Source organism: Streptomyces sp. NPDC058646 (genome assembly GCF_042716875.1).
In the GTDB taxonomy this organism is placed as follows: Bacteria; Actinomycetota; Actinomycetes; order Streptomycetales; family Streptomycetaceae; genus Streptomyces.
Genome location: NZ_JBHXRK010000001.1, coordinates 332,780 through 358,107 on the forward strand (window position 1 = coordinate 332,780; position 25,328 = coordinate 358,107).

Consider the following 25,328-nt stretch of genomic DNA (forward strand, 5'->3'; position numbering starts at 1 on the left):
TCCGTGGGGACCGACCTGGTGACCTGGCGGCCCGGCAGGCCGGCGGCGGCGAACCGACCGCGGTCCGGTACCGCCTCGACGGTGGTCCGGAACCGGGCTCCCGGCCCGGCTCGCCCCGCACACCCCCTCGCCCAGGGACCACCACTCCCGCGGAACCGGCCACCCGCCCCCGGCCCACGGGCAGGCCACTCCCGCGCGATTGGCCTTCGCGCGCCCGGCGCCGCCCCGGCATGCTGCGGAAGCAGAACACCGCCCATGCCACCCGGAGGTACCCGTGACCGAGCCAGCCACCCCGTCCGTCTTCCCGGGCGGCCCCGGCCTCTTCCGGCTGGACCCGGGCACCGCCCACCTCAACCACGGCTCCTACGGGGCGGTGCCGGTCCCCGTGCAGGAAGCCCAGGAGGCCCTGCGCGCCGAGGCCCACGCGGACCCCGACGCCTTCTTCGACTCCGTCCCCGACCGGCTGGACCTGGCCCGCCACAGGATCGCGGCCCACCTCGGGGCCGACCCCGAGGGCATCGCCTTCATCGCCAACGCCACCGAGGGCGCCAACCTCGCCCTCGACGCCGTCCCCCTGACCGAAGGCGACGAGATCCTGGTCACCGACCACGGCTACGGCACGGTCGTCGCGGCCGCCGCCCGCCGCGCCCCCGTGACCACCGTGGCCCTGGACCCCCACCTGCCCGACGAGGAAGCCGTACGCGAGACCGTGCTGGCCGCGCTCACCCCCCGCACCCGGGTGGCCCTGCTCGACCACGTCAGCTCGCCCACCGCCCGCATCGTCGCGGGCCCCCGGCTCCTCGCCGACCTCGCCGCCCGCGGCGTCACCACCGTCGTCGACGGCGCCCACACCCCGGGCATGCTGGCGCGCCCGGTCGCCGAGGGCGCCGACTTCTGGTTCGGGAACCTGCACAAGTGGGGGTACGCCCCCTCCGGCAGCGCGGTCCTGGCCGTCGCCCCCGCCCACCGGGCCCGGGTCCGGGCGCTCTCCCCCTCCTGGGAGGACCACCGCGGCTTCCCCCGGTCCGTGGAGTACCGGGCCACCGCCGACTACACCGGCTGGCTGGCCGCCCCCGAAGGACTGGACCTGCTGGAACGCCTCGGCGCGGGCGAGGTCCGCGCGCACAACGCCGCCCTCGCCGCCCACGGCGCGCAGCTCCTCGCCCGGATCCCCGGATTCACCGCCCTCCCGCACACCGAAGGCCTCCCGCTGCGCTCCCTGCTCCTGCCGCCCGGGCTCGCCGAGACGCAGGACGCCGCCCGGGCCCTGCGCGAGGAGATCGCCGCGAAGCTGCGCACGCGGGTGCTGATCTGGCCCCGCCGGGGCGGCGGCGGCATCCGGCTCTGCGGGCAGATCTACAACCGGCCCGGGGAGTACGAACGCCTCGCCTCCGCGCTCCCCGGCTTCCTGTCCGGGCCGCTCAGCCGCGCCGCAGCAGGTACGTGTCCATGATCCAGCCCTTGCGGGCCCGGGCCTCGGTCCGCAGCTCCTCGATCCGCCCGGCGACCTCGGCCAGCTTCCCCGAGACCAGGATCTCGTCCGGGGTGCCGACGTAGGCCCCCCAGTAGATGAACAGGTCCTGGTCCAGATGGGCGGTGAAGGCGTGCCGCGCGTCCAGCATCACCACCACGTCGTCCACGTCCTCGGGCCAGCCCTCGGCGAGCCGCCGCCCGGTGGTGATCTGGACCGGCCGGCCCACCCGGTTCAGGTTGGTCCGGTGCCGCGCCAGCAGCGCCGAGACACTGCTGATGCCGGGCACGACCTCGTGCTCGAAGGCCACCCGGCCCCGTTCCAGCACCTCGTCGAGGATGGCGAGCGTGGAGTCGTACAGGGAAGGGTCGCCCCACACCAGGAACGCCCCGGTCTCGCCCTCCGCCAGATCCTCCGCGATGAACCGCTCGAAGAGCGCGGCCCGCGCGCTGCGCCAGCCGTCCACCGTCGGCGCGTAGTCGGCCGGGGTCCGGTCGCGGTCCGGGTCGCGGCCCTCCACCAGCCGGTGGCCGGGGCGGGCGTACTCGTCGAGCATCGCGCGCCGCAGCCCGGTCAGATCCGCCTTCTCGTCACCCTTCTCCAGGATGAGGAACGCGTCCGCCGCGCCGATCGCCTTGACGGCCTGGAGGGTCAGGTGGGCGGGGTCACCCGCACCGATGCCGATCACTGAGAACTTCTTCACCCGGCTATTCTGCCCGTCATGCGTGTCGCCCTGTTCGTCACCTGCGTCAACGACGCGCTGTACCCGGCTACCGGCATCGCCGTCGTCCGCCTCCTGGAGCGGCTCGGCGTCGGGGTGGACTTCCCCGCCGCGCAGAGCTGCTGCGGCCAGCCCCAGTACAACACCGGGTACCGGCGCGAGAGCGAACCGCTGGTCCTGCGCACGGCCCGGGCCTTCGCCGGGTACCCGTACGTGGTCACCCCCTCCGGATCCTGCGCCGCGATGATCCGCGAGCACTACCCCCGCATCGGCCGCAAGGCCTCCCAGGAGGGGCGGGGCACCGAGCTGGCGCAGGCGGCACAGTCCCTGGCCCCCCGCGTGTTCGAACTCACCGAGTTCCTGACCGACGTCCTCCGGGTGACCGACGTGGGGGCGTACTTCCCGCACACCGTCACCTACCACCCTTCGTGCCACGGCCTGCGCGGACTCGGACTCGGCGACCGGCCGCGCCGGCTGCTCTCCGCCGTCAAGGGCCTCGACCTCGTCGAGCTGCCCGGAGCCGAGGAGTGCTGCGGGTTCGGCGGGACCTTCTCCGTCAAGAACCCCGACGTGTCCGCCGCCATGGGCGCCGACAAGATCGCCGGTGCCCGCGCCACCGGCGCGGACGTCCTGTGCGGGGCCGACAACTCCTGCCTCGCCCACCTCGACGGCCTCCTGCGCCGCACCGCAGCTCCGCTCCGGGCCCTGCACCTCGCCGAGATCCTGGCCGCGACCGAGGAGGAACCCCTGCGATGACCGGGCCGACGACCACCCACCTCGGCATGCCCGCCTTCCCCGACGCCGCCCGCGAGGCCGTACGGGACCAGGTGCTGCGCGCCAACCTCCGCCGCGCCACCCACACCATCCGCGACCGGCGGGCCCGCGCCGTCGCCGAACTCGCGGACTGGGACCGGCTGCGCGCCGCCGGCAAGGCCGTCAAGGACCACACCCTGCGCCACCTCGACCGCTACCTCCTCCAGCTGGAGGAGGCGGTGACGGCCGCCGGAGGCACCGTCCACTGGGCGGCCGACGCGGACGAGGCCAACCGCATCGTCACCGGCCTCGTCCGCGCCACCGGCGAACGCGAGGTCGTGAAGGTCAAGTCCATGGCCACCCAGGAGATCGGCCTCAACGAAGCCCTGGAGGCGGCCGGGATCGCCGCCTACGAGACCGACCTCGCCGAGCTGATCGTCCAGCTGGGCCACGACCGCCCCTCCCACATCCTGGTCCCCGCCATCCACCGCAACCGCGCCGAGATCCGTGACATCTTCCGCACCGAGATGGGCCGCTGGGGCCGGCCCGCGCCGGACGGACTCGGCGACGACCCGCGGGAACTGGCCGAGGCGGCGCGCCTGCACCTGCGCGAGAAGTTCCTCCGCGCCAAGGTCGCCGTGTCCGGAGCCAACTTCATGGTCGCCGAGACGGGCACCATGGTCGTCTTCGAGTCCGAGGGCAACGGCCGGATGTGCCTGACCCTTCCCGAGACCCTGATCTCGGTCGTCGGCATCGAGAAGGTGGTCCCCACCTTCCGCGACCTGGAGATCTTCCTCCAGACCCTGCCCCGCTCCTCCACGGCCGAACGGATGAACCCGTACACGACCATGTGGACCGGCACCACGGACGGCGACGGACCCGCCGCCTTCCACCTCGTCCTCCTCGACAACGGCCGCACCGACACCCTCGCCGACGAGACCGGCCGCCAGGCCCTGCGCTGCATCCGCTGCTCCGCCTGCCTCAACGTCTGCCCGGTCTACGAACGCGCCGGAGGACACGCCTACGGCTCCGTCTACCCCGGCCCCATCGGGGCCGTCCTCAGCCCCCAACTCCGCGGCACGGCCAGCGACATCGACGCCTCGCTGCCGTACGCCTCCACCCTCTGCGGCGCCTGCTACGACGTCTGCCCCGTCGCCATCGACATCCCGGAGGTCCTCGTCCACCTGCGCGAACGGGTGGCGCAGGGCGGACCGGTGACCCGTGACGGCATCCGCGTACGGATCCGCCCCGCACACGGCCACGCCGCCGAACGGGCCGCCATGCGCGCCTCCCGGCTGCTCCTGGACCGCCCCGCCGCCCTGCGCGCGGGCGAACGCCTGCTGGCACGGGCCCGCCGTCTGAGCCCGCGCCGGCTCCCGGGACCGGGCCGGGCCTGGACCGACAGCCGCGAGCTGCCCGCCGTCCCCGCGGAGTCCTTCCGCGACTGGTGGGCCCGGGAACGGGGGACTCCGCGATGAGCAGCAAGGACCGCATCCTGGCGCGCATCCGCCGGGCCGCCTCCGGGCCGGACGGCGAGATCCCGCGCGACTACCTCCGCGTCCACGGCTCCCCCACCCCGGCCGAGAGCACCGACCTGCTCGCCGCGCACCTCACCGAGTACCGGGCGCACGTCCACCGCACCGGTGAGGACGGCCTCCCGGCGCTGCTGGCGCGGCTGCTCGCCCCGCACCGGAGCGTCCTCGTACCGCCCGCCCTGCCCCCGCACTGGCTCTCCGCGGCCCACCCGGCCCGGATCCACGACCGGGCCGCGTCCACCCCGGCCGAGCTGGACCGCACCGGAGCGGTGGTCACCGGCTGCGCCCTCGCCGTCGCCGAGACCGGCACGATCGTCCTGGACGGCGGGCCCGACCAGGGGCGCCGGCGCATCACGCTCATCCCGGACCACCACGTGTGCGTGGTCCGCGTCCCCGGCCAGGTGGTGGACTCCGTCCCGCAGGCCCTCGCACGCCTCGACCCGGCGCGCCCGCTGACCTGGATCTCCGGCCCCTCCGCGACCAGCGACATCGAACTCGACCGGGTGGAAGGAGTGCACGGCCCCCGGACCCTGGACGTGATCCTCCTCGATGCACCATAGGGTCATGCCCGCACACATCGCCCTCGCCGCCCTCGTGGTGCACGACTACGACGAGGCCATCGACTTCTACACCCGCGCCCTCGGCTTCGACCTCGCCGAGGACACCGCCCGCCCCGACGGCTCCCGCTGGGTCGTGGTCCGGCCGCCCGGCGCCAAGGAGACGGCGCTGCTGCTGGCCCGCGCCAAGGACGAGGCCCAGCGCTCCCGGGTCGGCGACCAGACCGGCGGCCGGGTGGGCTTCTTCCTCTACACCGACGACTTCGCCCGGGACCACGCCCGGATGACCACCGAGGGCGTCCGCTTCCTGGAGGAGCCGCGCCACGAGCCGTACGGCTCCGTCGCCGTCTTCGAGGACCTGTACGGCAACCGCTGGGACCTACTCCAGCCCGCCGCCTAGCCTCGGCGCCTCCCGCGCGGCATCGACGGCCGGGCCGTCCTCCGCCACCCGGCCGGCCAGCTCCCGGGCCCACCGGACCAGGCCCGGCACGTCGATCCCGTACGGCTCCCCGTCGAGCCCCTCGATCCCGGCGGCCCCGCGCGACAGCAGCCGCGCCCCGCCGACGGCGTTGCCGCGCGCGGAGTGCGTCAGCCCGACCGCGAGCTGTGCCAGCCCCCGCCACAGCGGGGCCGCGGCGGGCGGCCCCGACTTCCAGGCGTCCTCGAACACCTCGTGCGCGTGGAAGGGCATCCCGGCGTCCAGCAGCCGCTGCGCCTCGCGCACCGTCCCGGCGGGGGACCGGACCACTCCTTCGGGCTGCCGCTCCACACCCTCGGCCCCGTACGGCAGCGGCCGCCCCAGCCCGTCCCTCGGCCGGGCGCTGCGCGCCCGCCCCGCATCGTCCCTGTCCCGTGCGTTCACCCCCTCATCCTGCCGGTCGCCGATTACCGGTGCATGCACACCCCTCGCCGTGGGGTAATGTTCTGCATGTGCCGCCGGGACGGGGAAACCCAGTCGGAGGAACAGCCGGAGGCACAACGGGACGTGGCGCAGCTTGGTAGCGCACTTGACTGGGGGTCAAGGGGTCGCAGGTTCAAATCCTGTCGTCCCGACTCGAAAGAGTCGCAGGTCAGGGGCCGTTTCAGAGCAATCTGAAACGGCCCTTCGATCGTTTTTGGGGACCGGTTGGGGAGCTGGGCGGTCAGTGCTTCACGTTCGACGTCAGACGTAGGCTGCTGTCGGAGAACAAGGGGGAGACGATGACTGACGACCACAAGACGAGCGTGCCCGTGTGGACGCTGGCGACCGCTGAGGTCCGAGTGCCAGGGTTGACCGCGGGCGACTCGATGACGGCTGAGCGCCTGGCTGAACTGCGCGGCGTACTGGCCGTCCTGGCCGACGAGCCGATCGTCACGCTTGAGGTACATCCGCTGCCCGACAAGATCGACCGCGGCCGGGGCATCCCGCTCGACGCCGCGAGTCCCCTGGCGCAGCACCTGTCACAGTTCATCACGCAATCGGCGCGGAGTTCCCTCACGGTGGCCAGAGCGACCGCTTCCGGCGAGAGCCTGTACCGCATGGTGGTCCCGGCGAAGGTCGCCGCCCAGTTCGGGCAGGGCATCCTTCGCCCGATGGTGCCCAAGGGGGCGGCCGGTGGCATCTACGGTGAACTCGTGAACTCCACGGGCCAGATCGCCTCCAAAGCGCGGTTCGTGCCGGTCGGAGGAGCGGCAGCGGCCGGCACGGTCGGCGGGGCCGGAGCGACCGCCGGTGCCGCGGCCGCCGGCGGGACAGCGCTCACCGTGGCCGCTCCGCTCGTGCTCATGGCCGTGGCGGTGGGGGTGAGCGCGCACGCCGACCACAAGCGCCAGCAGGCCATCGAACACATCACGAAACTGCTGGAGCAACTGCAGGAGGAGAAGCTCGACGACGAGCACAGCGAACTCGACGGCTGCCGGGACGCCATCGACAAAGCGACTGCCATTCTGCTCGACCAGGGCAAGCCCGGTGTCTCGCTGGGACTCGACTCGGCGGTGCATGCCATCAACACGGCGCTGGGCAAAGCCGACCGCCGCCTTGCCCGATGGCAGAGCGCGCTGGACAGCCTGCCCGAGGGCGAGGCCGTCGAACTCGGCACGCTGACCAAGTCGTTCCCCGGCGTCGACGACCACGGCGGCAGGTTCCGCACCCACCTCGAACTCGCTTCCCTGGCCATCGCGCTGAAGCGGCGGGTGGTCGTCCTCCAGGCCGTCGAGCACGCCCAGAGCGACGCCGGCAATCCGTTCCAGAACTTCACCCGCGCACTCAAGCGCGATCAGCAGCGCCTCGACGAACTGGAGTCGAGCATCGCCGGCGTCCTGGTACGCCTGTCGGCACTGGAACTGGCCCGCCCGAACGGTTTGCGACCCGTCTTCACGACCGGTGAGGTCGATCGCCTCATGAGCGCGGCACACCGGATCCACACGTTGGGTGACGGCGTCACGGTCAACAGCCGCACGACAGACGTGGCGATCGAGATGGCCCGCGACAAGGACGGCTCGGTGGTCGTGTTCCCCGCGCTGCCCGCGTAGGCGCAGGCGCGCGCGGCCGGGCCCGCCGGCGCCGCTGCGTGCAGGCCGGGGAACAGCAGGCCGCCGAGACCCACGGCGCGGTGCGCGGCGATGACCGACGGACGCCCGGCGCGAGGCGCCCGTCAGGCGGGTCCGCCCGACAGGAGACGGCGCAGGTGCGCCGCGGCCTTCGCCGAGCCCTTCGCGGCGGCCTGCCGGTACCACTGCACGGCTTCCTGCGGGCGTGAACGTTCCAGCACCTCGCCGAGGTTGAGCATGCCCATGGGCTCGCCCGCCTCCGCCGAGCGGCGGTACCACTGTTCGGCCTCCGCGGCACGGTCGCTGTACCGGAGGATGTTGCCGAGGTTGTTCATCGCCTGTGGCTCCCCCTTGTCGGCGGAGCGCCGGTACCACTGTTCGGCCTCCGCCTGCCGCCCTTCCCGCTGCACCAGCGCGGCCAGGCTGAACATGGCCGACGGATCACCTTGGTCGGCCGCGGCGCGCAGCCACTTCTCGGCCTCCGCCGTGCGGCCCTTCTCGCCCAGCATCATGCCCAGCACCAGCATCCCTTCCGCCTCGCCCTGCTCGGCCGCCCTGCGAAGCCACCGCTCCGCCTCGTCCATCCGGTTGCCCCGGAAGGCGCGGAAGCCTTCCTGGACCATGGCGGGGGCGTACCCCTGCTCGGCGGCGCGCCGCTCCCACTGGGCGGCCTCGTCCTCCTGTCCCGTCCGCTTCAGCACCACGGAGAGGTTGTGCATCGCCAACGGGCTGCCGAGTTCCGCCGCGCGGCGGAACTGCTGTGCGGCGTCCGCCGTGCGGCCCTGGTCGAGCAGCGAGGCGCCCAGGCGGATCATGGCGTCGGTGTCGCCGGACCGGGCGTCCCGGCGGTGCCGGGCGTCCTGGGTGTCCAGCTCCGGGTTGCCGGTCATCCGCACGAGCGCCCGGAGCAGCGGCTCCAGTTCCCCGGCAGCGCCCGCGGAGGTGTGCCGGTCCCGCTTACGGCCGTACACGGCGGCCCCTTTCGTCGTCTCGGTCGTGTCTGCCGTCCCGCTCGTCCGCGGCCCGGCTGCCCCGCCCGGCGGATCGTCTGCGGCCAGCTGCCAGTCGAGTTCCCATACGCGTACGGTCCCGTCGGCGGCGGCGGACAGCGCCGAGCAGCCGTCCGGGCCGAACAGGGCGTCCCGGAAGCCGTCCTTCGGCCCGCCGAGCACGCGCAGGCAGCGGCCGGTGGCGAGTTCCCACAGCCGCATGGGCCCCTCGGCGCCGCGGGAGAGCGCGAAGCGGCCGTCGGGCGTCAGCCGGACGGCCCGGGCGGGTCCCGGCTGTTCGTCGAACACCCGCAGGCAGGCTCCGGTTCCGGTGTCCCACAGCCGGATCCGGGCGTCGTCCGGGCCGCCGCAGGACAGCAGCAGCCGTCGCCCGGTGTCCGCGCAGACGGCCTGCACCGGGGCGGTGTGGCCCCGCAGCACCCGGAGGCAGCGGCCGGTGTCCAGGTCCCACAGCCGGACGGTGTTCCCGGCCCCGCTGGTCGCGGCGGTCCGGCCGTCCGGGGCGAGCCACAGTTCCGCGGACCAGCCGTGGTCCCCGTCCAGGGTCCGCAGACACGTCCCGCTCGCCAGCTCCCACAGGCGTACGCGGTGGTCGGCACCCCATACGAGGGCGCGCCGCCCGTCGTCGGTGAACCGGGCCGCGGCCGCGCCCAGGGTGAGCCGGAGCGAGACCTGGCGGGTGCCGGTGGCCACGGACCAGGCGTCCAGTGAGCCGTCGGCGTTCGCCGTCAGCACCGTACGTCCGTCGCGCGTGAACTGGACGCCTTTGAGGACGTTCATCCCGTGGCTGTCCGGCAGGCCCTCGATCACCGGTCCGGGTTCACCGGATTCCACGTCGAGGACGTGGAGGGTGTGGGGGAGCCGGACCGCCACCGTCCGGCCGTCTGCGGACAGCGCCAGGGTCGCCCCGGAGTCGAACTGCGCCAGGACCCTCGCCGGCCAGGCCGCGCGCAGTCCCGTCCGGGTGACGCGGCGGTCGCGGGCCAGGGCCCGCCACGCGGCGAGCGCCTGCGGGGCCCGTTCGTGGCCGGGGACGGCGCGGGCCCGGGTGAGCAGGTCCAGGGCGGCGGCGCTGCGGCCGAGCCGCCGCGCCTGTTCCGCCTCCTCGACCAGGGCCGCCACCCTGCCGTCCAGGCTGCTCAGTTCGTCGTGCCGCCGCGGGCGGCTGAGCCGTGTGGCCGCCGTGTAGGGCTCGGGCAGCCGCCACCTCCGTGCGGTGCCGTCCCGCCCGGCGGAGAGCAGGTGCCGGCCGTCGTCGAGGAACACCACGGCCTCGACCCCTTCCCGGTGTCCGCGGTAGGTCCGCAGGGTGCGGCCGGTGGCGACGTCCCACAGCCGGACCCCGCCGTCCCGGCCCGCCCCCGCCAGGAGCCGGCCGTCGGGGCTCAGGTCGAGGCAGTCGGCCCGGGCGTCGAGGGAGCGCAGGGGTTCACCGGTGTGCGGGGCCCACACCCGGATGCCGCCGCCGAGGAGGGCGACAGCCGCGGTGTGCCCGTCCGCGGCGAGGCAGAGGGGGGATGCGAACATGTTCCGCACCGGCAGGACCGTCTGCTCGCGCGCTCCTTCCGGGTCACGCAGGGACACCATGCCCGGGCCCCCGAAGTACACCAGCCGCCGGCCGTCGGAGGTCGCCTGCACCGGCCCGCTGTGGAAACCCTCCAGGGTGTAGCGGACCCGGCCGGTGACGACGTCCCAGCCGAGGACGGTGCCGTCCGTGGTGCCGGCGACGACCAGCCCCGGCTCCTGGAGGAGCCGGGGCCGGTGCACCCCGGTGGAGCCGGAGCGATAGGCCGGCGTGAAGGTCTGCAGGCAGCGGCCGTCGCCGAGGTCCCACAGCCGCACCAGGCCGTCGGAGCCCACGCCCACGGCCTGCCGTCCGTCGGGGCCGAGGTCCACGGAGCGGCGCATCCCGTCCAGTTCACGCAGGCAGCGGCCGGTGCCCACGTCCCACAGGCGGACCGTGCCGTCGAAGGCCGTCAGCGCGCGGCGTCCGTCGCGCGTGAGCCGGATCTCGACGTCGGGCTTCTGGTACGGGTACCAGGGCAGCTCCCGTGCCTCGCCGACGGCGCCGGGGCCGGCCGCGCCCCGCTCCCGGTGCACCTCGTCGAGGAGCGGGCGCACCCGCTCGGCGTCCTGCGCGTCGGCGCGGGCGGCCTCGAGCGCGGAGATCAGGTCCTCGTCGGTGGTGGCGCCCCGTCTCCAGCGCGCCAGGCCCGCGTTGTAGGTGGCCTCCGGGTGGCGCGGATCGACTTCGAGGGCCGCCTCGAAGGTCTCACCGGCCTCCGTCGTGCGGCCCAGGTCGAGGAGGGACAGGGCCCGGTTGTTGAGTTCGTCGGCGCGCAGTTCCGCGGCGCGCGGCGGCGGCCTCGGATGGGCGTGCCCCGTCAGCTCCCGGTAGAGGACGACGAGTTCCTCCGCGACGGCGGCCATCGAATCCGGCCTGCGCGCGGGATCCTCGTCCAGGCAGCGGGCGAGCAGGCCGGCGACGCCGGCCGGCAGGAAGACCGGCCCCTCCGGACCCCCCACCCGCGCCGGGCCCTCGGTACGGGCCGCCGCGAGCGCCTCGCCCACCACCGGGCCCATCAGCCAGGTCACCTCGCCGGTGAACATCTCGAAGACCGACACCGCGAAGCTGTAGATGTCGGTACGCAGGCTCAGCGGCGCCCCCGCGGCCTGCTCGGGCGAGGCGTACGCCACGGTCATCCCGCCGCCGGTGACCAGTTCACCGCCTCCGGCCGCGTGCGCCCTCGCGATGCCGAAATCGGTGACCTTGGCGGTCCCGTCGGTGTCGATCAGGACGTTGGCGGGCTTCACGTCCTGGTGGACGAGGCCGCGCTCATGGGCGTGCTGCAGACCCCAGGCGGTCTGGACGGCCAGGTCCAGGATGCGGGCCAAGGCCTGTGCCGGACCGCCCGCGTACAGCCGCCGGTCACGGATCCGGTCCCGCAGGCTGCCCCCCGGCACGTACTCGGCGAACACCCGCGGGACGCCGCCCAGAACGCGTACGTAATGGCAGCCGCACACATGCGGATGCAGACCGATCGACACCCACGTCTCGGCCTCGCGCACGAACAGCCGCTGCTGCTCGGGAGTGCGGAACAGCTCGGGCCGCGGGCACTTCACGGCCAGGTCCGTGTCCCACTCCCGGTGCCACACCCGGTAGACCAGGCCCATGCCGCCGTCCGTGTGCACGCCCGTCACCTCGTACTGACCGGCCACGACGTCGCCGACCTCCCACAGCAGAGGTGTCGGCGGCTCCCCGACGGGCACCTCAGCCGGCCCGGAGGCCGGGCAGTGCGGCGAACTCCCGTGCCACCACGGCACTTTCTCGTACGGTGCGCACCCAGGCCCGCGCCTTCGTCAGCGGGTGGTGGGGGAACTCGGCGTCCCAGGCCGGATCGTCACTCGGTTCGTACGGCAGCTGAGGGTCGTACGGGTGCCCGCCGTCCTTCCTGGAGGGCGCGCCCGTCTTGAGGTGGACCAGTGACTCGCGCATGCCGCTGATCTGCCACTCCTCGAACTGGCCGGTCAGCACGGCGGTCCGGTCCGCCTTGGCGAGCACGAACGAGGCCCGGAACAGGCGCCCGGTCGCGGACCTGGGCAGCTTCTCCGCCACCAGCGTGTACAGCGCCATGGAGCCGCCCAGCAGGACGGAGTCCGCTTCGAGGAGCGTCGCGGTGGGTGTTGGCGCGGCGGCGGGCGCGGGGCCGGGTAACACGCGAGCGGCGTGGGTCCGCGCGAGCTGCCGGCGCAGCACGTCGATCTCGTACAGCCACACGGGGCTGCGGGGCAGGCTCGGCTGCATGCTCAGCACCACGACGTCACGCGTGTCCGGGTCGAACCACCGCGTTCCGTCGAGGTGTTCGAACCCGGTGGTGTCGAAGGATATCGGCTGGGATTCCCAGGTCGCATGGGCCACGGGCGCAAATTAACACGCACACCGGGACCGCACCACGGTCGACAACGAGCCAACGACGCCCGTAGATCCGTCACCGGTTCGGCGTCAGCTGCCGCGTTCCGTGTCCGTACCCGCAGGGGACTCCACGAGGCACCGGCGGACCCGGGCCCGGCGGTGCCGACCGGCCGGCCCGCGCCGGTACGCCGTACCCGCCGTCACCGGCGGGCCGCCGGCGAGCCCCACACGGACCGCCGAGACCGGCACCGCACCCGTAACGGATCGCGTGCGGGGGCTTGTGGCCGCTCCCCGGAGGCTGCTATTCCCTTCCTGTCGTTAGGAAACTTTCCTTACGATCGCAGCACCGTCAACGGGATGGAGAGACCCTTGAGACCCCCACGCCTTCGGCTGCGCGCCCTCGCGGCCGCCGGAACTCTCACCGGAAGTCTGCTCGTCGGCCTGGCCGGCGCGCCCGGCGCAGCGGCCCCGGCCCCCACCGCCGCCGCGGCGCCCCGGACCGCCGAAGCCGCCGCCGCTCCGGCGGCCGCCGTCGTCCACGAGGCCGAGAGGGCCTTCGTCTCGAAGGGCCTCGTCGAGTCCGACCACGCCGGCCACACGGGCAGCGGATTCGTCAACTACGACAACACAAAGGGCAGTTACGTCGAGTGGACGGTGAACGCCGCCCAGGCCGGCAACGCCGCACTCACCCTCCGCTACGCCAACGGCACCACCGCCGGCCGCCCCATGACCCTCACCGTCAACGGCACGGCGGTCGCCACCGCCAAGGCCTTCGACGGCACCGGCGCCTGGACCTCATGGGCCACCACCTCCCTGACCGCCCACCTCAAGGCCGGCGCCAACACCGTGCGGGCCACCGCCACCGGCGCGGCCGGCGGGCCCAACGTCGACCACCTCGCCGTCGACCCCGGCACCGCCCCGCCCCGGCCGGGCGCCACCCCGGTCGCGGCCAACGGCCAACTCGCCGTGTGCGGAACCAAGCTCTGCAACCAGTACGGCCGGCCCGTCCAGCTCCGCGGCATGAGCACCCACGGCACCCAGTGGTACGCCCAGTGCCTCACCGGCGGTTCGCTCGACGCCCTCGCCGGGGACTGGAACGCCGACGTCCTGCGCGTCTCCACCTACGTCCAGGAGGGCGGCTACGAGACCGACCCGCGGAAGTTCACCGACCTCGCCCACGCCCTGATCGAGCAGGCCTCCGCCCGGGGCATGTACGTGATCGTGGACTGGCACATGCTCGACCCGGGGGACCCGAACGCCAACCTGTCGAAGGCCAGGACCTTCTTCAAGGCGATCGCCGACCGCCACAAGGGCAGGAACAACATCCTGTACGAGATCGCCAACGAACCCAACGGCGTCACCTGGTCCAAGATCAAGAGCTACGCCGAGCAGATCATCCCGGTGATCCGCGCCATCGACGCCGACGCCCCCGTCCTGGTCGGCACCCGCGCCTGGTCCTCGCTCGGAATATCGGACGGCGCCGACGAGTCCGAGACCGTCGGTAACCCGGTCGACGCCCCCAACATCATGTACACCTTCCACTTCTACGCCGCCTCGCACGACGACGCCTACCTGAACGCTCTCTCCCGGGCCGCCGACCGGATCCCGGTGTTCGTCACCGAGTTCGGCACCCAGGACTACGCGGGCGAGGGCCCGGACGACTTCGCCATGTCGCAGAAGTACCTGGACCTGATGGCCGCCAAGAAGATCAGCTGGGTCAACTGGAACTTCTCGGACGACTTCCGCTCCGGCGCCGTCTTCAAGACCGGCACCTGCAACGGCAACGGCCCCTGGGCCGGAACCGCCTCCCTGAAGCCGGCCGGCGTCTGGATCCGCGACCGGATCCGGACCGCCGACGACTTCCCGACCGGCTGACGCCCCTCCCGCACCGCCCCCGCGCCGTCCCCGCCCGCCTCGCCCGGCGGGCGGGGACGGCGCGGGCCCCGGTGGGCAGGGGCACTCCCGGAGGGCCGGTTCCGTGACGCAGACCGCATGGCTACGGGGACCCGGCGAACGCGGCAACACCGCGACGCGCCTCGACCGGCGCCGCCCCGACCGCAAGACCCGATCGGGCGGGTCACGGCCATCGACGCGCTGAACCGCGCAGGCGGCGACCGCTCCGAGCTGAGCTGCGCCGTACGGGACCGGCCCCCGCGCCTGCCTGCCTGGGCCCGCCCGCGCGCGCCGCCGACGCGTGGCGTCCGTTCGGCCTACGGGCTGCTCCATCGGCGTTGCAGGGACGTTGCCTCTTGATCGTCCGCTCGTTGGGCGGGGTGCGCGGCAGCCGCCGCGGTCGTCCCCCGCCGGTGAGAGGGAGTTCCCCATGCGCGCCGAGATCCCCCCGTCCCAGCTGCGGCGCGTCACCCGCCGCACGATCCTCTCCGGTGCGCTGGGGCTCGGGACGGCGGCGGTGTGGCCGCGGACCGCCGCCGCGCACGCCTCGGCCGCGACGGGCCCGGAGATCTTCGACTGCGCGGCCTGGGGCGCCCGGCCCGCGGCCGAGCCCGTGGTCATCCTCTCCACGCCGCCGCAGCGGATCGTCGTCCACCACACGGCCACCACGAACGTGGAGGACTACACCCGCCAACGTGCTTTCGCCCTGGCCCGGGCGATCCAGAACTACCACATGGACACCCAGGGGTGGATCGACACCGGCCAGCACTTCACCATCAGCCGCGGCGCGTTCATCACCGAAGGGCGGCACCACAGTCTCGCCGAACTGGCCGCGGGGGCCCGGCAGGTCCGCTCCGCCCACTGCGTCGGCCAGAACAACGTGTCGGTGGGCATCGAGAACGAGGGCACCTACACCAGCGTGGAACCGCCGGCGAAGCAGTACGAGGCCCTCGTCGCGCTGTGCGCGCACGTCTGCGGCCAGTACGGGCTGTCCCCGGAGGAGATCCACGGCCACCGGGACTTCAACGACACGGCCTGTCCCGGCGACCGGCTGTACGCCCTTCTCCCGCGGCTGCGCCAGGACGTCGCCGCCAGGCTGGGCGAGGACCCGGCGGCGGACCCCGCCCCGAACCCGCCCGTCGACCTGGGCGAGGACCTGTGGAACAGCATCGGCCTGGAGGGCCGCCACCGCTGGACCGGGCCCCTCCGAGTACCTTCCCGCGGACGCCCTGGAGCGGGTCCTCGGGCCGCGCTCGGGCCCCCGCTGATCCGGCCCTGACCGGCACAAACGGCACGAGCTTCCTGGACCCGCGACGGCGGCCGGCCGCGCGGGCCGGGCGGACGGCGGCCCCGCCCGCCTGCGCCACGGAGTCCGTCCCGCGTGTCGCACATCACGTTTCCCGGATGCGTATCCCCGCGGCTTCCGGGAAGAGGCGAGTAGAACGGAAGGATGATGCCGGATGGTTCCGGGAGCGGACAGCGAGCGCTTCACCGTCGCGGTGCGGACGGTGGACGGAGCCGTCGTCGTCGAGCTGGCGGGAGAGCTGGACCACGACACGGCCCAGCCGCTGCGCGACGTCCTGGAATCCTCGGTCCCCGCGGGAGGCCTGCTGCTGGTGGACCTCACGGACCTGGGATTCTGCGATTCCACCGGGCTGAACGTGCTGCTGCACGGTCGGCTCACGGCACAGGAGGCCGGTGCGGGCCTGGAACTGGTGGGCCTGCACGGTTCGGTCGCCCGCATGTTCCGCATCACCGGCGCGGACGGGGTCTTCCCCGTGCACGCCGACGTGGCGGCGGCGCTGGGCGAGCCGGGTCCGGCGGACCCCCCCTAGCCCCCGGCCCGCGGCAAGCGGACACGCGGAGACGACTCCGCGTCGACACGGAGGAGCCTGAGCGTCATGGAAGAGCGGGGGTCACCCGACCGGACCTGGTACCTGGTACTGGACGGGGCCACCGATGTCGTGACGCGCGCCCGGGACTTCACCCGCACGGCGCTGACCGCTTGGCACTGGCTCCCGGCCGGGCAGCGGGAGGACCAGGAGGCCGCCGAGGACGTCCTCCTGCTGGTGTCGGAGCTGGTGGCCAACGCCTGCCTGCACGGCGGCGGGCCGGGCGCACTCCTGCTGGACTGCACGGAGGAGCGGCTGCGGATCGAGGTGACCGACGGGAACCCGGCGCCCCCGCGCCCGAGCGTCCCCCGGCCCGGCCGGCCGGGCGGGCACGGCCTGCTGATCGTGGAACGGCTGTCCCGAGGCTGGGGATCGCAGCCCTGGCCGGGTGGCAAGAGCGTCTGGGTGGAGGTGCTCTGCCCCTCGCCGGTGCAGCGCGGCCGGGCCGGGAACTGAGACGCCGGACCCCCGGATCCGCCACGCCTACGGGCGTTCGTACCGCAGCTCGACGACGCCGTTGCCGAAGGTGCGGGTCCCGTCGAGGCGCAGCGGCGTACGGGCGGCGGACGGCGGGAAGAGCGTCCGGCCGCGCCCGATGAGCACGGGGTGGACGTAGATCCGGTAGGCGTCCACCAGGTCGTGGCGCAGGAACGAGGCCGCGAGGTCCGCCCCGCCCACCACCAGGTCACCGCCGGGGGCGGCCTTCAGGGCGGCGACCTCGTCCGGGACGACGTCGCGGACGATCTGGGCGTTGGGTCCGACCGTCTGCAGGGTGCGCGAGTACACGTACTTCGGGGTGTCCCGCCAGATGCGCGCGAACTCGGCCTCGGTCGCGGAGGCGGCGGGGTCCTGGTCGGCGGTCGGCCAGTAGCCTTCCATCAGCTCATAGCTCACACGGCCCTCCAGGAAGGCGCCGATCGTCCGCGCCTGGTCGTTGAAGTGCCGGTGCAGCTCGTCGTCGACCAGGTGCCAGTCGATCTGCCGCTCGGGACCCTCGAAGAATCCGTCCAGGGACACCGACATCCACAGAATGATCTTCCTCATACCGGCTCACGCTACCGCGCGGACATACTGATCGACGTGAAGACCGAAGACGACAGCGCCGGGAACACCGTTCTGTGCGAGATCCGGGGCCGGGCCGGGGTGATCACCCTCAACCGTCCCGAGGCCCTCAACGCCCTCACCCACCCCATGGTGCGGCGGATCGACGAGGCCCTCAGCACGTGGGAGCGGGACCCCGCCGTCGAGCAGGTCCTGATCCGCGGGGCCGGGGAGCGCGGCCTGTGCGCCGGCGGGGACATCCGGGCCATCTACGACGACGCCAAGGCGGGAGCCACGGCCTCCGTGGGGTTCTGGCACGACGAGTACCGGCTCAACGCCCGCATCGCCCGCTGCCCGACACCGTACGTCGCCCTGATGGACGGCATCGTGATGGGCGGCGGAGTCGGCGTCTCGGCCCACGGCAGCGTCCGCGTCGTCACCGAGCGCTCCCGGGTCGCCATGCCCGAGACGGGGATCGGTTTCGTCCCCGACGTCGGCGGCACCTACCTGCTGGCCCGCGCCCCCGGCGGGCTCGGAACGCACCTGGCCCTCACCGGCGCCGCTGTGGGAGCCGCCGACGCGGTGCTCTGCGGACTCGCCGACCACTTCGTCCCCGCGGCCCGCCTGGAGGACCTCACCGCCGCCCTCGCCGCCGCACCTGTACACGAGGTGCTGCCGCGGTACGCCGCCACGCCCCCGCTTGGCGAGCTCGCCGGGCGGCGGCACTGGATCGACCACTGCTACGCGGCGGACACCGTCGAGGAGATCGTGGAACGGCTGCTCCGCCACGGCGACCCCGCCGCGAAGGAAGCCGCCGAAACGATCCTGGCCAAGTCCCCGACGGCCCTCAAGATCACCCTCGCCGCCCTGCGCCGCGCCGCCGCCCTGGGGGCCCTGGAGGAGGTGCTGGCCCAGGAGTTCCGGGTGTCGTGCCGCGCGCTGGTCCTGCCCGACCTGGTGGAGGGGATCCGGGCCCAGGTCGTGGACAAGGACCGCAACCCGCGCTGGTCACCCGCGGCGCTGGAGGCCGTCACCGACGCCGAGGTGGAACGGCACTTCGCCCCGCTGGGCGCCGGTCGCGAACTGCACTTCCCGCAGGGCTAGGCCCTGTCGTCAAAGTGGCACCGCGGGCCAGGCGCCACTGTGACGACAGGGCCTAGGAGGCGACGTACTCCCGCAGGTGGCGGGCGGTCAGGGTGTCGCCGCCGGCCACCAGGGCCGCCGGGGTGCCCTCGAAGACGACCTCGCCCCCGGCGTGTCCGCCCTCCGGGCCGATGTCGATCAGCCAGTCGGCGTGGGCCATCACCGCCTGGTGGTGCTCGATGACGATCACCGAGTTCCCGTCGTCCACGAGCCGGTCCAGCAGCGCGAGGAGCTTGTCCACGTCCGCCATGTGCAGCCCCGTCGTCGGCTCGTCCAGGATGTAGGTGGAGGACTTCTCCGCCATGCTGATGGCCAGCTTGAGGCGCTGGCGCTCACCGCCCGACAGGGTGCTGAGCGGCTGGCCGAGCCGCAGGTAGCCCAGCCCCACGTCGGCGAGCCGGCCCAGGACCGCCCGGGCCTGCCCCGTGGTGAAGAAGGCGTGCGCCTCCGCCACGGGCATGTCCAGCACCTCGCTGATGTTCTTGCCGCGCAACCGGTAGGACAGCACCTCGGCAGTGAAGCGCTTGCCCTCGCACTTCTCGCAGACCGAGGCCACCCCGGCCATCATCGCCAGGTCCGTGTAGACCAGCCCGAGGCCGTTGCAGTGGGGGCAGGCCCCCTCCGAATTGGCGCTGAACAGCGCCGCCTTGACCCCGTTGGCCTTGGCGAAGGCGGTCCGGATCGGGTTCAGCAGCCCCGTGTACGTCGCCGGGTTGGAGCGGCGCGAGCCACGGATAGGGGACTGGTCGGCCACCACCACCCCCTCCCGTCCGGCCAGGTAGCCGTGGATCAGGGAGCTCTTCCCGGAGCCCGCGACCCCGGTGACGACCGTCAGCACCCCCAGGGGGACCTCCACGCTGACGTCCTTGAGGTTGTGCAGGTCGGCGCCCTTCACGGACAGGTGCCCGCGCGGCGGGCGCACCGTCTTCCGCAGCCGCGCCCGGTGCCCGAGGTGGCGGCCGGTGAGGGTGCCGGAGGCGCGCAGCCCGGCCACGTCACCGCTGTAGCAGAGCTGCCCGCCCGCCGTGCCCGCGCCCGGGCCGAGGTCCACGACGTGGTCGGCGATGGCGATGACCTCGGGCTTGTGCTCGACGACGAGCACGGTGTTGCCCTTGTCGCGCAGCCGCAGCAGGAGGTCGTTCATGCGCTGGATGTCGTGCGGGTGCAGGCCGGTGGTCGGCTCGTCGAAGACGTACGTGAGGTCCGTGAGCGAAGACCCCAGGTGGCGGACCATCTTGACCCGCTGGGCCTCACCGCCGGACAGGGTGCCGGAGGGGCGGTCCAGGCTGAGGTAGCCCAGCCCGATCTCGACGAGCGACTCGAGCAGCCCGCGCAGGTTCGCGAGCAGCGGGGCCACGCCCGGGTCGTCGATCCGGCGGACGAAGGCGGCCAGGTCGCTGATCTGCATCGCCGAGCACTCGGCGATGTTCACCCCCTGGATGCGGGAGGAGAGCGCGGCGGCGGACAGGCGGGTGCCCGCGCAGTCCGGACAGTCGGCGAAGACCACGGCCCGGTCCACGAAGGCCTTGATGTGCGCCTGCATGGACTCGCGGTCCTTGGACAGGTAGGAACGGCTGATCCTGGTGATCAGCCCCTCGTACGTGAAGTTGTTCGAGCCGACCTTCACCTTCACCTGGGCCTTGTGCAGGAAGTCGGCCCACTCCTGCTCGGTGAAGTCCTTGAGCTTCGTGTCGGGGGAGTAGAAACCGGAGTTCGCCATGACCTGCCAGTACCAGGAGTCCACGGCGAAGCCCGGGACCGTGATCGCGCCCTCGTTGAGCGAGAGCTCGCGGTCCACCAGCTGGTCCACGTCGATGTCGGATACCTGGCCGATGCCCTCGCAGCGCGGGCACATGCCGTCCGGCGCGTTGAAGCTGAAGGCGCTGGAGGTGCCGATGTGGGGCGTGCCCAGCCGGGAGAAGATGATCCGCAGCATGGTGGAGGCGTCGGTGGCGGTCCCCACGGTGGAGCGGGAGTTGGCTCCCATCCGCTCCTGGTCGACCACGATGGCGGCGCTCAGGTTGTGCAGGCCGTCCACGTCCGGCCGGCCCAGGCTCGGCATGAACGACTGGATGAACGCCGTGTACGTCTCGTTGATCATGCGCTGGGACTCGGCGGCGATGGTGCCGAAGACGAGGGAGGACTTACCCGATCCGGACACGCCCGTGAAGACCGTCAGCCGGCGCTTGGGGATGTCCAGCGAGATGTCCGCGAGGTTGTTCTCCCGGGCGCCGCGGACCTGGATGACCTGGTGGCCGTCGGCGAGGTGTGCTCGGTTCACGCGCGCTGCTCCTGGTCGTCCATGCCGTCACGGGACTGCTCGCCGGCGGCCTCGGCGGCCCACTCCACGAGCTGGATGATCACGCCGTTCGGGTCGGCGACCTGGAACAGCCGCTCGCCCCAGGGTTCCTCGCGCGGCTCCATGGCGATGGTGACGCCCTCGGAGCGCAGCCGCTCGTACTCGGCCGCGAGACCGGTGACGGTGAAGGCCAGGATCAGGCCGCCCGCGTGCTGGTCGCGAAAGCCCTCGGGCAGGACCTCCAGTCCGCGCCGGAGGAAGATCACCTCGGGGCCGCCGGGGCGGGTGAGGGAGGCGTAGCCCTCGGCCGCGCGAGCCTCCTCGTAGCCGAAGTGGCCGGCCAGGAAGGATGCCGAGGCGGGGACGTCGTCGACGTTCAGGGATATGGCGGTACTGGTGATCTGCACGGGAGCTCCTCGCGTGGGCGACTGTCTCGAGCTTACTCTATACGCTGTACTCTATACGATGTAGTCAATTAATCGCCGCGAGAGGGGACCGGAGATGCCGAAGGACCGGAGCGGGGCGGGCGATCCCGTCCGCACGCTGGAACTGCTGTGGCGGGAGACCGGGCAGGAGGCCCCGCAGCCCGGACGGCGCGGACCGCGCCAGGGCCTCAGCGTGGACGCCGTGGTCCGCGCCGCGACCGCGCTCGCCGACGAGCAGGGGCTCGCCGCACTGACCATGAGGGCGCTGGCCCAGCGCCTCGGCGTCACCCCGATGACCCTCTACACGTACGTGCCGGGGAAGGCCGAGCTGCTCGACCTGATGCTGGACGACACGTACCGGTCCATGGACCGCCGGCCCGCCCCCGCCGGGGAGCCGTGGCAGCAGCAGGTCACGCGCGTCGCCGACGACAACCGCGACCTGCTCCGTCGCCACCCGTGGCTCGCCGACCTGTCCGTCACCCGCCCGCCCCTGGGGCCCGGGGTGATCGCGAAGTACGAGTACGAGCTGGCCGCCTTCGACGGCATCGGCCTCACCGACCCCGAGATGGACGCGGCCCTCACCCACCTCCTCGGCTTCGTCCACGCCAACGCGCTGGCCGCCGCCGACGCCGCGGACCACAACAGCCGGCAGAGCGACGAGGAGTGGTGGGCCGTCAGCGCCCCGCTGCTGGAGCAGGCCATGGACGCCGAGCAGTACCCGCTCGGCACCCGGGTCGGCGGCGCCGTCGGCGCCTACGACCCGGAGGCCGTGTGGGCCTTCGGCCTCCGGTGCGTCCTGGACGGGCTGGCCCGGCTCATCGAGACCCGCACCGGCCGCCGGGCCTGAGGCTCCCGGCGCCGGGAAGTCGCCCCGGCCCGCCCGGGAATGCCCCCGGGAAGGCCCTCGGCGGGCGTACGGGCGCCCGCCGGGGCCCGTCGCGGGGGCCGGGTCCGCCGTGGCCGCCGACGGCCCCCCGCGAGCCGCCCAAGGCCCTCCGGTGGAACCGGGACATCGCCTCTGACCTGGGCTCATGTGCCGCGCTCGCCTAGGATCGAGCTCTCGGGAAAGGGGAGTTCATGGACCGGAACATACGCTCGGTGGACGATGTGCTCAGCCTGCTGGACGGGCTGTTCGCCGCGGAGGCCGACCGCTGGACGGACGGCGGCGCCGACTGGTGGGACGGCTTCTACGCGGACCGCTCCCGGCAGGTGCCGTTCTTCGTCGCGAAGCCGGACGAGAACCTGGTCTCCTGGCTCGACCGCGGCCTGCTCACCCCCGGCCGCGCCCTCGACCTGGGCTGCGGCCCGGGCCGCAACGCCCTCCACCTCGCCTCCCTCGGCTTCGAGGTGGACGCCGTCGACCTGTCGCCCGCGGCCGTCGCCTGGGCACAGGAACGCGCCCTCGCGGCCGGCGCCGACATCCGCTTCCACCGCGGCGACGCCTTCGCGCTCACCGCGGCCGAACTGGAGGGACCCTACGACCTGATCTACGACTCGGGCTGCTTCCACCACCTGCCGCCCCACCGCCGCATCAGCTACCGCGCCCTCCTGGACCGGGCCCTCGCCCCCGGCGGCCACCTCGCCCTCACCTGCTTCGCCGCCGGAGCGATGGGCTCCGAGCGTGCCGACGCGGACTTCTACCGGCAGGCCCGACTCGACGGCGGGCTCGCCTACACGCCGGAGTCGCTGCGCTGGATCTTCTCCGACCTGACCGAGATCGAACTGCGCCGCATGCACGACGAGCCGGACACCTCCCCGGCCTTCGGCGAGCCCTTCCTCTGGACGGCCCTCTTCCGCAGGCCCGCTCAGCGGTAGCCGGTGGTGTCCGCCGGCCGGTCCGGGTCCTGGACCTCGACCAGGTAACGCCAGGCGTCCGGCCGGCTGCCGTCGAGGTCCGTGAAGCCGTAGATGCCGGCCAGCTGCCCGCTGGACAGGGACTGCCCGTTCCAGCGGGACACCTCCGGGTCCGCGGCCAGCGCCGCGACCGCCCGGCCCACGTACGAGGGGGTCTCGGAGATGCCGAAGTGCGGAACCTTCTCCAGGGCGTCCCGCCAGTTCTCCTCCGTCACCCCGAAGTGCTCCAGCATCATCTCCGAGCGCAGCCACCCCGGCGTCAACGCCACCGCGGTGGCCCCGCGCGGCCCCACCTCGTGCCCCAGGGCGAACGCCATGCGCAGGACCGCGGACTTGGCGATGTCGTAGAAGAACGAGACCCGGTAGCGCGTCGCGTTGTAGTCGGCGGTGCCGTCCGTCATCTCCACCACCAGCCCGCCCGGCTCGCGCAGCAGCAGCGGCAGCGCGAAATGGCTCGTGACGGCATGGGTCTCCACCGCCAGCCGCAGCAGCCGCAGGCCCTTGTCCAGGTCGTGCTCCCAGACCGTGCTGTCCCACTCGAAGAGCTTCTCCCCGCCCCAGATGTCGTTGACCAGGACGTCCAGACGCCCCTGCTCCGCGTGGATCCGGCCGACGAGCGCCTCGACCTCCTCCGGCACGAGATGGTCGGCGACCACGGCGATGCCCCGCCCGCCCGCCGCGGTGACCAGCTCCGCCGTCTCCTCGACCGTCTCGGGCCGGTCGTACTCCGAACGCCTGCCCCGGGTGCTGCGCCCCGACACGTACACGGTGGCGCCCTGCGCTCCGAGCTGGACCGCGATGCCCCGGCCCGCACCCCGCGTCGCCCCCGCCACGAGGGCGACCTTGCCTCGAAGAGTCCGCTGTGATTCCGGCATGCCCCGAGCCTACGACGCCCCGCCCCACCCCGGCACGCGGGACACGGCCGACTCCATCGCACCCGCGGGCTTGTCCAACCCGCCCTCCACGCGGCACTGTTGACCGGGTCTCGTCCACCAGGTCAGGAGAACGGGCTTGTCGCGCGACGCCACCCGCCCCCCGCACGTGATCGACCCGGCGGGCGGCTGCCCGCACGCCCTCAACGCCCGGCTGCGCGCGGCGGGTGCCGTCGCGGACGTCCTGCTCCCGGGACGGGTCCCCGGCGCCGTGGTCCTCGGGCACGAGGCCCTCAAGCAGTTCCTCGCCCACCCCGACGTGGCCAAGGACCCCCGGCACTGCCCCGCCCTGCACGACGGCAGCATCCCCCGGGACTGGCCGCTGCGGGTCTTCGCCGACGCCCAGGGCATGCACACCGCCGACGCCGCCGACCACCGCCGGCTCCGTGCCCTGGTCGGCCAGGCCTTCACGGCCCGCCAGGTGGAACGGCTGCGACCGCGCGTCGAGGAGCTGACCAGGGCGCTGCTGGACGACCTCGGCCGCGCCGCGGCCGCGGCCCCCGACGGGATCGCCGACCTGCGCACCCACTTCGCCCTCCCGCTCCCGATGAGCGTCATCTGCGAACTCCTCGGGGTGGACCCCGAGCACCGGGTCCGGCTGCACCACCTGTCCAACACGGTGATCGTCGCGACCGACACCACCCCGGCCGAGGCGATGGCCGCCGTACGCGAACTCGTCGCGCTGATGGGCACCATCGCCGCCGCGCGCCGCCGGGACCCGGGCGAGGACCTCACCAGCGCCCTGATCGCCGCCCGCGAGGACGACGGGGACCGGCTGAGCGAGGCCGAACTCATCGGCACCATGCGGCTGATGCTCATCGCGGGCCACGAGACCACCCTCAACCTCATCAGCAACGCGGTTCGCGCCCTGTGCACCCACCGGGACCAGCTCGCCCTCGTCCTGGAGTCCAAGGCCACCTGGTCGGACGTGGTCGACGAGACCCTGCGCTGGGACGGCCCCGTCAGCTGGTTCCCCTTCCGGTACCCCACCCGGGACCTGGCAGTCGGCGGCACCGTGATCCCCCGGGGCACCCCGGTGCTCGCCGGATACACCGCGGCCGGCCGCGACGAGGCCTTCCACGGCCCGGACGCCGACCGCTTCGACGTCACCCGCCCCACCGCCGCCCGCCACCTCGCCTTCGGCCACGGCGCGCACTACTGCCTCGGCGCCCCGCTCGCGCGGCTGGAGGCGACCATCGCCCTGGAGCGGCTCTTCACCCGCTACCCCGACCTCGACCTGGCGCTCCCCGGAGCCGGCCTCCCGCACCAGCGCAGCTTCATCGGCAACAGCGTCGAAGCCCTGCCGGTCCGCCTCGTACGGGAATGAGGTGGCGCCGGGTCGGCGGGGGCCCGGCGGGGC

At 73.5% G+C, this 25,328-nt stretch carries 22 protein-coding genes and 1 tRNA gene; 15 read left to right on the plus strand and 8 right to left on the minus strand.

Annotation, left to right across the window (positions count from 1 at the left end; all coding sequences use genetic code 11):
- Window positions 1-274: 274 nt before the first annotated feature.
- On the plus strand, window positions 275-1,453 hold the full coding sequence (locus tag ACFWUZ_RS01495) for an aminotransferase class V-fold PLP-dependent enzyme (RefSeq protein ID WP_384365206.1): 1,179 nt from the start codon (window positions 275-277) through the stop codon (window positions 1,451-1,453).
- Here ACFWUZ_RS01495 and cobF read toward each other — a convergent pair.
- Window positions 1,422-2,174, minus strand: coding sequence for a precorrin-6A synthase (deacetylating) (gene cobF / locus ACFWUZ_RS01500; protein ID WP_384365209.1), 753 nt, complete (start codon window positions 2,172-2,174; stop codon window positions 1,422-1,424). The genes ACFWUZ_RS01495 and cobF overlap by 32 nt on opposite strands.
- A gap of 18 nt (window positions 2,175-2,192) precedes the next feature.
- Between cobF and ACFWUZ_RS01505 the strand changes: the two genes are divergently transcribed.
- From ACFWUZ_RS01505 to ACFWUZ_RS01520, 4 genes are read left to right on the plus strand one after another with little or no spacing between them, the layout of a single operon-like run.
- A complete protein-coding gene (locus ACFWUZ_RS01505) occupies window positions 2,193-2,948 on the plus strand; it encodes a (Fe-S)-binding protein (RefSeq protein ID WP_384365212.1) in 756 nt (251 codons plus the stop codon).
- Window positions 2,945-4,423, plus strand: a complete 1,479-nt coding sequence (locus ACFWUZ_RS01510) for a lactate utilization protein B (protein ID WP_384365215.1) — start codon at window positions 2,945-2,947, stop codon at window positions 4,421-4,423. Before ACFWUZ_RS01505 ends, ACFWUZ_RS01510 begins: the two co-directional genes overlap by 4 nt.
- The gene (locus tag ACFWUZ_RS01515; protein ID WP_384365218.1) at window positions 4,420-5,040 is read left to right on the plus strand and encodes a lactate utilization protein C; all 621 of its coding nucleotides are present in this window, start codon (window positions 4,420-4,422) and stop codon (window positions 5,038-5,040) included. The genes ACFWUZ_RS01510 and ACFWUZ_RS01515 overlap by 4 nt, the downstream gene beginning before the upstream one ends.
- A gap of 4 nt (window positions 5,041-5,044) precedes the next feature.
- Window positions 5,045-5,437: a VOC family protein gene (locus ACFWUZ_RS01520; protein ID WP_384365221.1), complete on the plus strand. Its 393-nt coding sequence runs from the start codon at window positions 5,045-5,047 to the stop codon at window positions 5,435-5,437.
- Here the strand turns inward: ACFWUZ_RS01520 and ACFWUZ_RS01525 are convergent.
- A complete protein-coding gene (locus ACFWUZ_RS01525) occupies window positions 5,417-5,899 on the minus strand; it encodes a DUF309 domain-containing protein (RefSeq protein WP_384365224.1) in 483 nt (160 codons plus the stop codon). The two genes, ACFWUZ_RS01520 and ACFWUZ_RS01525, sit on opposite strands and share 21 nt — an antisense overlap.
- 117 nt (window positions 5,900-6,016) lie before the next feature.
- Between ACFWUZ_RS01525 and ACFWUZ_RS01530 the strand changes: the two genes are divergently transcribed.
- Together ACFWUZ_RS01530 and ACFWUZ_RS01535 are read left to right on the plus strand one after the other, a co-directional pair.
- Window positions 6,017-6,090, plus strand: a tRNA-Pro gene (locus ACFWUZ_RS01530).
- Window positions 6,091-6,237: 147 nt separating this feature from the next.
- A complete protein-coding gene (locus ACFWUZ_RS01535; protein WP_384365227.1) occupies window positions 6,238-7,548 on the plus strand; it encodes a hypothetical protein in 1,311 nt (436 codons plus the stop codon).
- A gap of 122 nt (window positions 7,549-7,670) precedes the next feature.
- Here the strand turns inward: ACFWUZ_RS01535 and ACFWUZ_RS01540 are convergent, their stop codons facing one another.
- Together ACFWUZ_RS01540 and ACFWUZ_RS01545 are read right to left on the minus strand one after the other, a co-directional pair.
- Entirely contained in the window at window positions 7,671-11,795 is a 4,125-nt protein-coding gene (locus ACFWUZ_RS01540) for a protein kinase (protein ID WP_384365230.1), read from the minus strand.
- 52 nt (window positions 11,796-11,847) lie between these two features.
- Window positions 11,848-12,495, minus strand: a complete 648-nt coding sequence (locus tag ACFWUZ_RS01545; RefSeq protein WP_384365233.1) for a hypothetical protein — start codon at window positions 12,493-12,495, stop codon at window positions 11,848-11,850.
- A 363-nt stretch (window positions 12,496-12,858) separates the two neighbouring features.
- On the opposite strand from ACFWUZ_RS01545, the gene ACFWUZ_RS01550 reads away from it, so the two are divergent.
- The 4 genes from ACFWUZ_RS01550 (at window position 12,859) to ACFWUZ_RS01565 (ending at window position 16,730) form a co-directional block, all read left to right on the plus strand.
- Window positions 12,859-14,364: a cellulase family glycosylhydrolase gene (locus ACFWUZ_RS01550; RefSeq protein ID WP_384365236.1), complete on the plus strand. Its 1,506-nt coding sequence runs from the start codon at window positions 12,859-12,861 to the stop codon at window positions 14,362-14,364.
- Between the two features lie 448 nt (window positions 14,365-14,812).
- The gene (locus ACFWUZ_RS01555; protein ID WP_384365239.1) at window positions 14,813-15,661 is read left to right on the plus strand and encodes a peptidoglycan recognition family protein; all 849 of its coding nucleotides are present in this window, start codon (window positions 14,813-14,815) and stop codon (window positions 15,659-15,661) included.
- Between the two features lie 181 nt (window positions 15,662-15,842).
- A complete protein-coding gene (locus ACFWUZ_RS01560; protein WP_384365242.1) occupies window positions 15,843-16,217 on the plus strand; it encodes an STAS domain-containing protein in 375 nt (124 codons plus the stop codon).
- Window positions 16,218-16,283: 66 nt separating this feature from the next.
- The gene (locus tag ACFWUZ_RS01565; protein ID WP_384365245.1) at window positions 16,284-16,730 is read left to right on the plus strand and encodes an ATP-binding protein; all 447 of its coding nucleotides are present in this window, start codon (window positions 16,284-16,286) and stop codon (window positions 16,728-16,730) included.
- A gap of 27 nt (window positions 16,731-16,757) precedes the next feature.
- Here the strand turns inward: ACFWUZ_RS01565 and ACFWUZ_RS01570 are convergent, their stop codons facing one another.
- Window positions 16,758-17,318 (minus strand): dihydrofolate reductase family protein, encoded by a 561-nt coding sequence (locus ACFWUZ_RS01570; protein WP_384365249.1) that lies wholly within the window; start codon window positions 17,316-17,318, stop codon window positions 16,758-16,760.
- Window positions 17,319-17,354: 36 nt separating this feature from the next.
- Here ACFWUZ_RS01570 and ACFWUZ_RS01575 point away from each other — a divergent pair, with 36 nt between their 5' ends.
- Entirely contained in the window at window positions 17,355-18,419 is a 1,065-nt protein-coding gene (locus ACFWUZ_RS01575; RefSeq protein WP_384365252.1) for an enoyl-CoA hydratase/isomerase family protein, read from the plus strand.
- 52 nt (window positions 18,420-18,471) lie between these two features.
- On the opposite strand, the gene ACFWUZ_RS01580 is transcribed toward ACFWUZ_RS01575, so the two are convergent.
- Entirely contained in the window at window positions 18,472-20,739 is a 2,268-nt protein-coding gene (locus tag ACFWUZ_RS01580; protein ID WP_384365255.1) for an ATP-binding cassette domain-containing protein, read from the minus strand.
- Window positions 20,736-21,164: a VOC family protein gene (locus ACFWUZ_RS01585; RefSeq protein WP_384365259.1), complete on the minus strand. Its 429-nt coding sequence runs from the start codon at window positions 21,162-21,164 to the stop codon at window positions 20,736-20,738. The genes ACFWUZ_RS01580 and ACFWUZ_RS01585 overlap by 4 nt, the downstream gene beginning before the upstream one ends.
- A 94-nt stretch (window positions 21,165-21,258) precedes the next feature.
- On the opposite strand from ACFWUZ_RS01585, the gene ACFWUZ_RS01590 reads away from it, so the two are divergent.
- Together ACFWUZ_RS01590 and ACFWUZ_RS01595 are read left to right on the plus strand one after the other, a co-directional pair.
- Window positions 21,259-22,029, plus strand: coding sequence for a TetR/AcrR family transcriptional regulator (locus ACFWUZ_RS01590; RefSeq protein WP_384365262.1), 771 nt, complete (start codon window positions 21,259-21,261; stop codon window positions 22,027-22,029).
- Between the two features lie 230 nt (window positions 22,030-22,259).
- Complete coding sequence (locus ACFWUZ_RS01595) at window positions 22,260-22,997, plus strand: class I SAM-dependent methyltransferase (protein ID WP_384365265.1); 738 nt, start codon at window positions 22,260-22,262, stop codon at window positions 22,995-22,997.
- Here the strand turns inward: ACFWUZ_RS01595 and ACFWUZ_RS01600 are convergent.
- Window positions 22,988-23,911, minus strand: a complete 924-nt coding sequence (locus ACFWUZ_RS01600; RefSeq protein WP_384365268.1) for an SDR family oxidoreductase — start codon at window positions 23,909-23,911, stop codon at window positions 22,988-22,990. The genes ACFWUZ_RS01595 and ACFWUZ_RS01600 overlap by 10 nt on opposite strands.
- 136 nt (window positions 23,912-24,047) lie before the next feature.
- Between ACFWUZ_RS01600 and ACFWUZ_RS01605 the strand changes: the two genes are divergently transcribed.
- Window positions 24,048-25,295 carry a cytochrome P450 gene (locus tag ACFWUZ_RS01605; protein WP_384365272.1) on the plus strand — a complete coding sequence of 416 codons (1,248 nt, stop codon included), beginning with the start codon at window positions 24,048-24,050 and terminating at the stop codon, window positions 25,293-25,295.
- Window positions 25,296-25,328: the final 33 nt, after the last annotated feature.